Source organism: Streptomyces sp. NPDC001108, assembly GCF_053598535.1.
Window position 1 is genome coordinate 102576 of record NZ_JBSFKL010000011.1, and the last position, 12698, is coordinate 115273.

Annotated in this window: 9 protein-coding genes; 6 read left to right on the plus strand and 3 right to left on the minus strand. The window is 73.6% G+C overall.

Going from position 1 to position 12698, the window contains the following annotated elements:
- Positions 1 to 3: 3 nt before the first annotated feature.
- Together ACWC97_RS23910 and ACWC97_RS23915 are read right to left on the minus strand one after the other, a co-directional pair.
- Positions 4 to 969, minus strand: a complete 966-nt coding sequence (locus ACWC97_RS23910) for an LLM class flavin-dependent oxidoreductase (RefSeq protein WP_352276300.1) — start codon at positions 967 to 969, stop codon at positions 4 to 6.
- Positions 970 to 1025: 56 nt separating this feature from the next.
- On the minus strand, positions 1026 to 2438 hold the full coding sequence (locus ACWC97_RS23915; protein ID WP_450651460.1) for a purine-cytosine permease family protein: 1413 nt from the start codon (positions 2436 to 2438) through the stop codon (positions 1026 to 1028).
- Between the two features lie 109 nt (positions 2439 to 2547).
- Between ACWC97_RS23915 and ftsY the strand changes: the two genes are divergently transcribed.
- On the plus strand, positions 2548 to 3759 hold the full coding sequence (ftsY, locus tag ACWC97_RS23920) for a signal recognition particle-docking protein FtsY (protein WP_352276303.1): 1212 nt from the start codon (positions 2548 to 2550) through the stop codon (positions 3757 to 3759).
- A gap of 102 nt (positions 3760 to 3861) precedes the next feature.
- Here ftsY and ACWC97_RS23925 read toward each other — a convergent pair whose 3' ends face one another.
- Positions 3862 to 4521, minus strand: a complete 660-nt coding sequence (locus ACWC97_RS23925) for a bifunctional DNA primase/polymerase (protein ID WP_450651462.1) — start codon at positions 4519 to 4521, stop codon at positions 3862 to 3864.
- Between the two features lie 435 nt (positions 4522 to 4956).
- Between ACWC97_RS23925 and nsdA the strand changes: the two genes are divergently transcribed.
- The 5 genes from nsdA to ffh all read left to right on the plus strand — a co-directional run bounded on the left by nsdA (position 4957) and on the right by ffh (position 12687).
- Positions 4957 to 6432: a transcriptional repressor NsdA gene (nsdA, locus tag ACWC97_RS23930; protein WP_352276307.1), complete on the plus strand. Its 1476-nt coding sequence runs from the start codon at positions 4957 to 4959 to the stop codon at positions 6430 to 6432.
- A gap of 325 nt (positions 6433 to 6757) precedes the next feature.
- Entirely contained in the window at positions 6758 to 8110 is a 1353-nt protein-coding gene (locus tag ACWC97_RS23935; protein WP_352276308.1) for an ammonium transporter, read from the plus strand.
- A complete protein-coding gene (locus tag ACWC97_RS23940; protein ID WP_352276309.1) occupies positions 8107 to 8445 on the plus strand; it encodes a P-II family nitrogen regulator in 339 nt (112 codons plus the stop codon). Before ACWC97_RS23935 ends, ACWC97_RS23940 begins: the two co-directional genes overlap by 4 nt.
- Before the next feature lie 130 nt (positions 8446 to 8575).
- Positions 8576 to 11032: a [protein-PII] uridylyltransferase gene (locus ACWC97_RS23945; protein WP_450651465.1), complete on the plus strand. Its 2457-nt coding sequence runs from the start codon at positions 8576 to 8578 to the stop codon at positions 11030 to 11032.
- Between the two features lie 107 nt (positions 11033 to 11139).
- Positions 11140 to 12687 (plus strand): signal recognition particle protein, encoded by a 1548-nt coding sequence (gene ffh, locus ACWC97_RS23950; RefSeq protein WP_352276312.1) that lies wholly within the window; start codon positions 11140 to 11142, stop codon positions 12685 to 12687.
- Positions 12688 to 12698 lie beyond the last annotated feature (11 nt).

Here is a 12698-nt window from a genome sequence, read left to right on the forward strand (position 1 = left end):
CCCTCAGTGCCCGAGCGCCGTGCAGAACAGCCGCAGGCTGCGCCACCCCTCCTCGACCGGCATCCCGCCGCACAGCGGATGCAGCACCAGGCTGTCCAGCTCGCCGGCCGCCGCCGAGCACTCCTCGGGGGTCAGGACCCGGTAGACCCCCTCGGCCCGCAGCTCCGCCACCGTCGTCGCCGCCGAACGCACCGCCGAGCGGATGTCCTTGGACTGCCAGGAGGCGTAGGTGCGCGCCTCGTGCAGGAAGTGCTCGCCGTACACGGCCCAGGTCCGGTCCGGATCCTCGGAGACGTGCAGCAGCGGTGTCTCGGCGGACGGCATCATGCAGAAGCCGTCCGTCCCGAACGCGGCGCGCCGCTCGTGGTAGTACGCCTCCAGCTCCGGCAGGTGCGCGCTCGGGAAGAACGGCAGCCCGAGCCGGGCCGCCCGCCGCGCCGCCGCCCGCGAACTGCCGCCCACCAGCAGCAACGGGTGCGGCTGGGTGTACGGGCGCGGCGTGACCCGCACGGTCCGCCCCCGGTACGGGAACGGCTCGCCGGTCCACGCCTGGAGCAGCGTCTCCAGCAGCTCGTCCTGGAGCCGGCCGCGCCGGCCCCACTCGACGCCCGCCTGCTCGTACTCCTCGGGCCGGTAGCCGATCCCGGCCACCGTCACCAGCCGGCCGGCGCTCAGCAGATCCAGTACGGCGATGTCCTCGGCCAGCCGCAGCGGATCGTGCAGCGGGCCGATGATCGCCGAGACCGTGACCGCTATCCGGGAGGTGGCGCCGAAGACGGCGCCCGCGAAGACGAAGGGGGAGGGCAGCCAGGAGTTGGTGGTGCCGTGGTGCTCCTCGGTCTGCACGGTGTCGACGCCGTGCCCGTCGGCGTACGCGGCCATCTCCAGCGCGGCGCGGTAGCGGGCCGAGAGCGGCTCGGGGGCGGCGTCGGGATCGACGAGATTGAACCGGACCACTGTGAAGGCCATGAGACGTGTCCCCATCGTCGGCGGGCGCGGCGAACGGGACAGTAACTGACAAGGCGTCAGATGTGTAGGGGTGCGTCCTCGGTCCTTCCGCCGTCGGCCCGTGGCTGACCGGCGGGGCGCGGCAGTACGGCGTACAGGGTGGCGGAGACCGTGATCGCGGCCGCCCAGCCGAGCCCCAGGCGCCCGGCCCAGGTGGTGGCGAGCGGGCCGCTGAACCACTGCACCCGGGTGAGCAGCAGCCCTGCCACCAGGCCGGCGGACCAGGCGGCCACGGCCGGTACGGCGAAGCCCCGGGTGTACCAGTAGGCGCTGGACGGGGTGGTGTCCAGGAGCGCCGCCGGGTCGTACACCCGGCCCCGCAGCAGGTCCACGGCGAAGACGCCGATCCAGGCGGAGAACGTCACGGCGAGCAGCGTCAGGAAGGAGACGAACGCGTCCAGGAAACCGGCCGCCGTGAACATCAGCCAGACCCCCAGACCCAGGCTGATCAGGGCGTTCATCCCGACCGCCCGGGCGCGCGGGACCCGGAACCCCAGCGTCTGTGCGGTGAACCCGGCCGAGTAGAGCGACATCGCGTTGATCAGCACCATTCCGGCCATGACGAACAGCAGATACGGCACCGCCAGCCACCCCGGCAGCAGTGGGCCGATGAACGCGACCGGATCGCGGGCGGCGGCCAGCCCCGGTTCGGCGACCGCCATCACCGCCCCCATCGCCACCATCGGCAGATAGACGAGGGCGGCACCGGCCACGGTCGCCCCGGTCATCGCCCAGCCGGACGCCGTACGCGGCAGGTAGCGGGCGAAGTCCGGGCTCGACGGGGCCCAGCTGATCCCGCCCGCCGCCAGCGTGCCGACCCCCGCGACCACCATCGCCGCCGGACCGGCCGGCCGGGCGAGCACGGCGTGCCAGTCCGTCGTACCGGCCAGATGGACCAGCACGAGCACGCTGACGCCGCCGAAGAGATACGCCGACCAGGTGCAGCACACCCGCAGCGCCCCCATGCCCAGCCCCGACACCAGCCAGCTGCACCCCACGAAGGCGAGCAGGACCACCAGGGTGGTGCGCCGGCCGGCCGGGACGCCGAGGAGCCGGTCCAGCACCGCCAGCGCCGCGTAGCTGCCGGTGACCGCGTTCACCGTCTCCCAGCCCCAGCGGGCCACCCAGGTCAGCGCGCCGGGCAGCAGATTGCCGCGCTGTCCGAAGACGGCCCGGGAGAGCGCCATGCCCGGAGCCCCGCCCCGGCTGCCCGCGACCGAGACCAGGCCGACCAGCCCGAAGCCGAGCACCGAGGCCAGCGCCGCGACCGCCAGCACCTGCCAGAGGTTCAGCCGGTCGAGGACGACGAGCCCCGCGCCGATGGTGAGGAGGAGCACGGTCAGATTCGCGCCGACCCAGGTGGGGAAGAGGGTCCGGACCCGGCCGGTGCGCTCGCCGTCGGGGACGGGTTCCAGGCCGCGGGTCTCCACGGGCAGGATCGTACCTTTCCGCCCAAAGAGTGCATAACGATCGGGTGGGTGTCCGAGCGATCCTTCGGGACGGTCCCGCCGGTCGGACGTGACTGATACTGGGTGGGTTATGGAATTCGTCATCCTTGCTGTAGTCATCGCCCTGGTCGCGGTCGGCGTGATCAGCGGGCTCGTGGTCAGCGGCCGCAAGAAGAAGCAGCTGCCCCCGGCGCCGTCGAGCACGCCGACCATCACACCTCCCGCCGAGCCCCATGTCGGCGAGGAGGCCGAGACGCCGCGCGAGGAACCGCGCCGCACCATCGAGGAGGTCGGCCCGCCGGAGGCCGCGGCCCCCGTCGAGGAGGCCCCCGAGGCCGTCGAGCCGGAGGCGCCCGCCGCCCCGGCCATCGAGGTGCCCGAGCCCACCGCCGGCCGGCTGGTACGGCTGCGCGCCCGGCTCGCCCGCTCGCAGAACTCCCTCGGCAAGGGGCTGCTCACGCTCCTGTCCCGGGACAACCTCGACGAGGACACCTGGGAGGAGATCGAGGACACCCTCCTCACCGCCGACGTCGGCGTCGCCCCCACCCAGGAGCTGGTGGAGCGGCTCCGCGAGCGCGTCCGGGTGCTCGGCACCCGTACCCCCGAAGGGCTGCGCGCGCTGCTGCGCGAGGAGCTCCTCACCCTGCTCGGCACCGACTTCGACCGCCAGGTCAAGACGGAGAGCGGTCTCGACACCCCCGGCGTCGTGATGGTCGTCGGCGTCAACGGCACCGGCAAGACCACCACCACCGGCAAGCTGGCCCGGGTGCTCGTCGCCGACGGCCGCAGCGTCGTGCTCGGCGCGGCCGACACCTTCCGCGCCGCCGCCGCCGACCAGCTCCAGACCTGGGGCGAGCGCGTCGGCGCCCGCACCGTACGCGGCCCCGAGGGCGGCGACCCCGCCTCGATCGCCTTCGACGCGGTCAAGGAGGGCATCGCCGAGGGGGCCGACGTGGTCCTCATCGACACCGCCGGGCGGCTGCACACCAAGACCGGCCTCATGGACGAGCTCGGCAAGGTCAAGCGAGTGGTCGAGAAGCACGGTCCGCTCGACGAGATCCTGCTCGTCCTCGACGCCACGACCGGGCAGAACGGCCTGGTGCAGGCCCGGGTCTTCGCCGAGGTCGTGGACATCACCGGCATCGTGCTCACCAAGCTGGACGGCACCGCCAAGGGCGGCATCGTCGTCGCCGTCCAGCGCGAGCTGGGCGTGCCGGTCAAGCTGGTCGGTCTCGGCGAGGGCCCGGACGACCTGGCCCCCTTCGAGCCGGAGGCGTTCGTCGACGCCCTGATCGGCGACTGACCCCGTCCTCACCCGCCCGAGGGACACGTCCGGGAGCCCGACCGCACGGCAGTGCAGCGGTCGGGCTCCCGGCGTCGAGGGGGCCGGCCCGGTGGCCCCGGGTCAGCCGCAGAGGGGGGCGCGGTGGCAGCTGTACGCCAGGGTGCCGAGCAGCAGCCGGGCCTGTGGCGGGGCGGCCGCCGTGTCCAGCACCGGGGGGCGCAGCCAGCGGACCGGGCCCAGGCCGCCCTCGTCGGAGGGCGGGGCCGTGATGTGGCAGCCGGGCCCGAGCGCCTTCAGGTCCAGCCCGGCGTCGTCCCAGCCCATCCGGTACAGCAGCTGGGGGAGTTCGGCGGCGGCCCCGGGGGCCACGAAGAACCGCGCCCGCCCGGCCGGGGTCACCGCGACCGGGCCGAGCGGCAGCCCCATCCGCTCCATCCGCACCAGCGCCCGGCGCCCGGCCGCCTCCGCGACGTCCAGCACGTCGAACGTACGGCCCACCGGCAGCAGCATCGTGGCGCCCGGCACCCGGGCCCACGCACGGGCCGCCGCGTCGAGCGTGGTGCCCGCGGGGATCTCGGGGGCGCGGTCCAGCGGATGGTCGCCGGGGGAGGGGCAGCCGGCCTCGCCGCAGGAGCAGCGGCCCGCCGCGGCCCGCGCCCCCGGAACGACCGCCCAGCCCCACAGCCCGGTGTACTCGGCCAGTGCCGTGCACTCGGCGGCACGGCCGCGACGCCGTGAGCCGGTGCGGATCTCGCGGATGCCGCCGATCGTGAAGCCCATACCCCCTCCAACGGGTCCGACTCGCCGGTGGTTACGACGGCCACGGCACGGCCGGGGCGCGCCGCGCGGCCCCGCCGTCGTCGTCGGTCCGGAGTGCGCCCGGTGGCATCCGGGAGCGCGCGATTCCGCCCGCGCCCCGGTCCGCATCACCGCGCCCCCTGGTGATCGTGTGCGTCAAGTGAATCGCGCCCGATGCGGGTGGTGTTCATTCGAAGGGGTGGCGAATGGTGGCGATTCCGTAATCCCTCTCGCCCAGGGGGTGATCGTAGGATTACCGTCGGTACACGAACCATGGAAGTATGTGCGCCCACGGGTATGCCGGAGGCAAGTCGACTACTCGTTCGCTGGCGCATTCTCTCCGTAGCGGCGCCATCGGCTCAGGACATTCTGGTAGTGGTTCGCGCGACAGGTATCCAGCGGGATGGGGGCGTTCCAGTGAGTGGCAGCGGCGCAGGCGTTTCGAGTGCCGGAAAGCGCCCCAACGCACAACTGAGCTCGTGGTTCGTGCGCAGCGGCTGGTCCAAGGGAGAGCTGGCCCGCCAGGTGAACCGCCGGGCGCGCCAGATGGGCGCCCACCACATCAGCACCGACACCTCCCGGGTACGGCGCTGGCTCGACGGAGAGAACCCGCGCGAGCCGATCCCGCGCATCCTCTCCGAGCTCTTCTCGGAACGCTTCGGTTCCGTCGTCGCCGTCGAGGACCTGGGGCTGCGCTCCGCGCACCAGTCACCCTCGGTCGCCGGGGTCGACCTGCCCTGGGCGGGCCCGCAGACCGTCGCCCTGCTCAGCGAGTTCTCCCGCAGCGACCTGATGCTCGCCCGGCGCGGATTCCTGGGCTCCTCGCTCGCCCTGGCCGCCGGGCCCGCGCTGATCGAGCCCATGCAGCGCTGGCTGGTGCCCGTCCCCGCCTCCGCCCGGACCGCACCGGAGCCCGCGGCCCCGTCCCACCGCCCGTCCCGGCTCTCCGGCCCCGAGCTCGACCTGCTGGAGTCCACCACCGCGATGTTCCGCCAGTGGGACGCGCAGTGCGGTGGCGGTCTGCGCCGCAAGGCCGTCGTCGGACAGCTCCACGAGGTCACCGACCTGCTCCAGGAGCCGCAGCCGGAGGCCACCGCCAAGCGGCTCTTCCGGTGCGCCGCCGAGCTGGCCGAGCTGGCCGGCTGGATGAGCTACGACGTGGGGCTCCAGCCCACCGCCCAGAAGTACTTCGTGCTCGCCCTGCACGCCGCCAAGGAGGCCGGTGACAAGCCGCTGGGCTCGTACATCCTCTCCAGCATGAGCCGCCAGATGATCCACCTCGGGCGCCCCGACGACGCCCTGGAGCTGATCCATCTCGCGCAGTACGGCGGCCGGGACTGCGCCACCCCGCGCACCCAGGCCATGCTGTATGCGATGGAGGCCCGCGCGTACGCCAACATGGGCCAGCCCAGCAAGTGCCGCCGGGCCGTCCGGATGGCCGAGGACACCTTCCTCGACGTCGGACTCGACGGCGAGCCCGAGCCCGACTGGATCCGCTTCTTCTCCGAGGCCGAGCTCAACGGCGAGAACTCCCACTCCTACCGCGACCTCGCCTACGTGGCGGGCCGCAGCCCCACGTACGCCTCGCTCGCCGAGCCCCTGATGGAGAAGGCCGTCCAGCTCTTCGAGGAGGACGACGAACACCAGCGGTCGTACGCGCTCAACCTGATCGGCCTCGCCACCGTCCACCTCCTCAAGCGCGAGCCGGAGCAGTCCACCGTCCTGGCCGAGCGGGCCCTGAAGGTCGCCCGGAAGGTCCGCTCCGAGCGGGTCAACACCCGCCTCCGCAAGACCGTCGACACCGCCGCCCGCGACTTCGGGGACATCCCCGAGGTCGCCCGGCTCACCGACCTGCTCACCGAACAGCTGCCGGAGACCGCGGAAGCGGTCTAGCCACTCCGAGCGGCACCCCGACCCCGGCCACGCCGGCCACCCCGTACCGACCGACTTCGGCTCCCCCCATTGCCAGGTCAGCGGGTGGCCGACGTGGCCGGTCCGCGTCCGCGTACCCCTCGGTGCCCCCGTCAACTCCCGGTTCATGACGGCGTAACACGCCGGACCTCTTCGTCACCGCCGCGAAACACCGTGCGGCATCGGTGGAAACCGCGCTGGGCGAATCTCGTGGCCACAACCGGCCCGCACCCTTCCCCAGTGGTCCCGCACGTGGTGCCGCTCCCCACCGCCCGCACGCGGCCGCTTCGACGACGAGGAGACGCCGATGCCCCCAGGCATCACGACGCTTGCCGCAGACACCCCGACGCTGTCTGCCGCCAACACCGGGTTCATGCTGATCTGCTCCGCCCTGGTGATGCTCATGACCCCCGCCCTGGCCTTCTTCTACGGCGGCATGGTCCGGGTCAAGAGCACCCTCAACATGCTGATGATGAGCTTCATCAGCCTCGGGATCGTCACGGTCTTGTGGGTGCTCTACGGATTCGGCCTCGCCTTCGGCACCGACGTCGGCTCCGTCGTCGGCTGGAGCTCCGACTACCTCGGACTCAGCGGCATCGGCGTCACCCAGCTCTGGGACGGCTACACCATCCCGGTCTACGTCTTCGCCGTCTTCCAGCTGATGTTCGCCGTACTCACCCCGGCCCTGATCAGCGGCGCCCTCGCCGACCGGGTGAAGTTCACCGCCTGGGCCCTGTTCATCACCCTCTGGGCCACCGTCGTCTACTTCCCCGTCGCCCACTGGGTCTGGGGCACGGGCGGCTGGCTGTACGAGATGGGGGTCATCGACTTCGCGGGCGGCACGGCCGTCCACATCAACGCCGGGGCCGCGGCGCTCGGCGTGATCCTGGTCATCGGCAAGCGGGTCGGCTTCAAGAAGGACCCGATGCGCCCGCACAGCCTGCCGCTCGTCATGCTCGGCGCCGGGCTGCTCTGGTTCGGCTGGTTCGGCTTCAACGCCGGCTCCTGGCTCGGCAACGACGACGGCGTCGGAGCGGTGATGTTCGTCAACACCCAGGTCGCCACCGGTGCCGCGATGCTCGCCTGGCTCGGCTACGAGAAGCTCCGCCACGGTTCCTTCACCACCCTCGGCGCGGCCTCCGGCGCGGTCGCCGGACTCGTCGCGATCACCCCGTCCGGCGGCGCGGTCAGCCCGCTCGGCGCGATCGCGGTCGGAGCGGTCGCCGGGGTGCTCTGCGCCATGGCCGTCGGCCTGAAGTACCGCTTCGGCTACGACGACTCGCTGGACGTGGTCGGCGTCCACCTGGTCGGCGGGATCGTCGGCTCCCTGCTCGTCGGATTCCTCGCCACCGGCGGAGTCCAGTCGGACGCCAAGGGCCTCTTCTACGGCGGCGGCCTCGACCAGCTCGGCAAGCAGACCGTCGGCGTCCTCGCCGTCCTCGCGTACTCCCTGGTCGTCTCGGCGGCCCTGGCCCTCCTGCTGGACCGGACGATCGGCATGCGGGTCACCGAGGACGACGAGGTCTCCGGCATCGACCGGGTCGAACACGCCGAGACCGCCTACGACCACAGCGGAGCGGGCGGCGGCTCCGCCCCGCGCACCACGGCGGACCCCGCCCCCGGCACCCCGGCGGCGAAGACGGAGAAGGTGGACGCATGAGACTCATCACCGCGGTCGTGAAGCCCCACCGGCTCGACGCGATCAAGGAGGCACTCCAGGACTTCGGCGTCCAGGGCCTCACGGTCACCGAAGCGAGCGGATACGGCCGCCAGCGCGGCCACACCGAGGTCTACCGGGGCGCCGAGTACACCGTCGACCTCGTCCCCAAGATCCGCATCGAGGTCCTGGCCGAGGACGCGGACGCCGAACAGCTCATCGACGTCGTCGTCGAGGCCGCCCGCACCGGCAAGATCGGCGACGGCAAGGTCTGGAGCGTGCCGGTGGAGACCGCCGTACGGGTCCGGACCGGCGAACGCGGCCCGGACGCCCTCTGACCGGGGCCGGCCCGGACCCGTACGGCCCGCGGCGGCCTCCCCCTGGGCCCCGCGGGCCGGACGTCCCGGGCCGGCTTCCTCCGCCGGCCCCCGGGCCCCGTACGACAACCCCCAGACGAAAGGCAGCCGGGTGACGAGCACCGAACCGACCACCGGACCGGCGGACCCGGAGCCCGGCGGCTACCCGGCGGCCCGGCTGCGCCTCCTCCAGGGCACCGGGCCGGCCGGGCCGCCGCGCCGCGCCGCGCTCGCCGCGCTCACCGACGACTGGCTCACCGCCCTGTTCACCGCCGCCGCCCGGCACACCGGCGTCCACGGCGCCGCCCTCGTCGCCGTCGGCGGCTACGGCCGCGGCGAACTCTCCCCGCGCAGCGACCTCGACCTGCTGCTCCTGCACGACGGCAAGGCCGGCCCCACCGCCGTCGCCGCGCTCGCCGACCACCTCTGGTACCCCGTCTGGGACCTGGGCATCGCCCTCGACCACTCCGTACGCACCCCCGCCGAGGCCCGCCGGGCGGCCGGTGCCGACCTCAGGGTCCAGCTCGGGCTGCTCGACGCCCGGCCCGTCGCCGGGGACGCCGCACTCGCCGCCGCGCTGCGCACCGCCGTCCTCGCCGACTGGCGCGCCCAGGCCCCCGCCCGGCTGCCCGCCCTCGACGCGCTCTGCCGCGAGCGCGCCGCACGCCTGGGCGAGCTGCGTTTCCTCCTCGAACCCGACCTCAAGGAGGCCCACGGCGGACTGCGTGACACCACCGCGCTGCGCGCCGTCGCCGCCTCCTGGATCGCCGACGCGCCCCGCGAGGGGCTCGCCGAAGCCCGCCGCGTCCTGCTCGACACCCGCGACGCCCTCCACCTCACCACCGGCCGCGCCACCGACCGGCTCGCCCTCCAGGAACAGGACCAGGTCGCCGCCGCCCTCGGCCTGCCCGACGCGGACGCCCTGCTCCGCCGGGTCTACGGGGCCGCCCGCACCGTCGCGTACGCCGCCGACGTCACCTGGCGCGAGGTCGGGCGGGTGCTGCGCGCCCGGTCCGCCCGGCCCCGGCTGCGCGCCGTGCTGGGCGGCGGACGCATCACCGCCGAGCCCCGCACCCCGCTCGCCGAGGGCGTCGTCGAGGCCGGCGGCGAGGCGGTCCTCGCCCGCACCGCACGCCCCGAACACGACCCGGTGCTCCCGCTGCGCGCCGCCGCCGCGGCCGCCCGGGCCGGACTGCCGCTCTCCCGGCACGCGGTGCGCAGACTCGCCACCGCCGGGCGCCCGCTGCCGGTGCCCTGGCCCGCCGAGGCCCGCGAGCAACTCGTCACCCTGCTCGGCGCGGGCGCCGCCACCGTCCAGGTCTGGGAGGCGCTGGAGGCCGAGGGACTGATCACCCGGTCCCTCCCGGCCTGGGAGCACGTCCACTGCCGGCCCCAGCGCAACCCCGTCCACACCTGGACCGTCGACCGCCACCTCGTCGAGACCGCCGTGCGCGCCTCGGCCCTCACCCGGCGCGTCCACCGCCCCGACCTCCTCCTGATCGCGGCCCTCCTCCACGACATCGGCAAGGGGACGCCCGGCGACCACGCCGTGACCGGCGCGGCCGTCGCCCGGGACACCGCCGTCCGGATCGGCCTCGACCGGCACGACGCGGACCTCGTCGCCACCCTCGTCCGCCACCACCTGCTCCTCGTCGAGACCGCCACCCGGCGCGACCTGGACGACCCGGCGACCGTCCGCCTCGTCGCGGACGCGGTCGGCGGCGTCACCGCGCTGGAGCTGCTGCACGCGCTCACCGAGGCCGACGCCCTCGCCACCGGGCCCGCCGCCTGGTCCGCCTGGCGCGCCTCGCTCGTCGCCGACCTGGTGGAACGCGTCGCCGCCGTACTCGCCGGGCGCGCCCCCGAGGAGCCGGAACCGGCCGCCCCCGGCGCCGAGCAGGAACGCCTCGCCGTCGAGGCCCTGCGTACCGGAGGCCCGGTCCTCGCCCTGCACACCCGCACCGGACCCCCCGGACCGGAGGACGGCCCCGAGCCCGTCGGCGCGGAACTCCACATCGCGCTGCCCGACCGGCCCGGGGTGCTGCCCGCCGCGGCGGGCGTCCTCGCCCTGCACCGCCTCACCGTGCGCTCCGCCGAACTGCGCACCCTGGAACTCCCCGGCGGGCTCGGCGGCTTCGGCGAGGTGCTGCTGCTCGGCTGGCGGGTGGCGGCCGAGTACGGCCCGCTGCCCCGGGCCGACCGGCTCCGCGCCGACCTCGTCCGCGCGCTGGACGGCACCCTGGACGTCACGGCCCGACTCGCCGAACGCGAGGCCGCCGCCCGGCCCCGCCGAGGTGTCCAGGCCCCGCCGCCGAGGGTGACCGTCGCGGAGGGCGGCTCCCGGCGGGCGACGGTGATCGAGGTGCGCGCCCAGGACGCCCCGGGCCTGCTGCACCGGATCGGCCGGGCGCTCGAAGGCCATGGGGTACGGGTGCGCAGCGCGCACGTGTCGACGCTGGGCGCCAACGCGGTGGACGCCTTCTACGTCACCGACCCGGACGGGAAGCCGCTGCCCGGGGAGCGGGCGACGGCGGTGGCCGGCACGGTCGAGGCCGCGCTGCGGGCCTGAGCGGCCGCGCCGCGGAATTCCCGGGCAGGGGTCGTCGTCACGGCCGGGCCGGATACCCTGGGGTACCGAATCCACTTTGCCCCCGACCCTGAGGACCGACGAGCGCCGTGTTCGATACTCTCTCCGACCGCCTTGCCGCGACTTTCAAGAACCTCAGGGGCAAGGGCCGCTTGTCCGAGGCGGACATCGACGCCACGGCTCGCGAGATCCGTATCGCCCTGCTCGAAGCGGACGTCGCGCTTCCGGTCGTCCGTGCCTTCATCGCCAGCGTCAAGGAGCGGGCGCGCGGCGCCGAGGTCTCCCAGGCGCTGAACCCGGCGCAGCAGGTCGTGAAGATCGTCAACGAGGAGCTCGTCGGCATCCTCGGCGGCGAGACCCGACGGCTGCGGTTCGCCAAGAACCCGCCCACCGTCATCATGCTCGCCGGTCTCCAGGGTGCCGGTAAGACCACCCTCGCCGGAAAGCTCGGCCTCTGGCTGAAGGGCCAGGGCCACTCCCCGCTGCTCGTCGCCTGCGACCTCCAGCGCCCCAACGCCGTCAACCAGCTCAGCGTCGTGGCCGACCGCGCCGGTGTCGCGGTGTACGCCCCCGAGCCGGGCAACGGTGTCGGCGACCCGGTCCAGGTCGCCAAGGACTCGATCGAGCACGCGCGGTCCAAGCAGTACGACGTGGTGATCGTCGACACCGCCGGCCGCCTCGGCATCGACCAAGAGCTGATGCAGCAGGCCGCGGACATCCGCGACGCCGTCAGCCCGGACGAGATCCTCTTCGTCGTCGACGCGATGATCGGTCAGGACGCGGTCAACACCGCGGAGTCCTTCCGCGACGGCGTCGGCTTCGACGGCGTGGTGCTCTCCAAGCTCGACGGCGACGCCCGCGGTGGCGCGGCCCTGTCGATCGCCCACGTCACGGGCAAGCAGATCATGTTCGCGTCGAACGGTGAGAAGCTCGAGGACTTTGACGCCTTCCACCCCGACCGCATGGCGTCCCGCATCCTCGACATGGGTGACCTGCTCACCCTGATCGAGCAGGCGGAGAAGACCTTCAGCCAGGAAGAGGCCGCCAAGATGGCCTCCAAGCTGGCGTCCAGCAAGGGCAAGGACTTCACGCTCGACGACTTCCTGGCCCAGATGGAGCAGGTCAGGAAGATGGGCTCCATCTCCAAGCTGCTCGGGATGCTGCCCGGCATGGGGCAGATCAAGGATCAGATCAACAACATCGACGAGCGCGACGTGGACCGCACCGCCGCGATCATCAAGTCGATGACCCCGAAGGAGCGCGCCGAGCCGACGATCATCAACGGTTCGCGCCGGGCCCGTATCGCCAAGGGCTCCGGTGTCGACGTCAGCGCCGTCAAGAACCTGATCGAGCGGTTCCTCGACGCGCGCAAGATGATGTCGAAGATGGCCCAGGGCGGCGGCATGCCGGGAATCCCCGGGATGCCGGGCATGGGCGGTGGCCCCGGCCGGCAGAAGAAGCAGGTCAAGCAGGCCAAGGGCAAGCGCAAGAGCGGCAACCCGATGAAGCGCAAGGCCGAGGAGCAGGCCGCGGCGGCCCGCCGGGCCCAGGCGGCGCAGGGCGGCGCGCTCGGACTGCCCGCGCCGGAGGACAAGAACTTCGAGCTCCCGGACGAGTTCAAGAAGTTCATGGGCTGACCCGCCCGCAC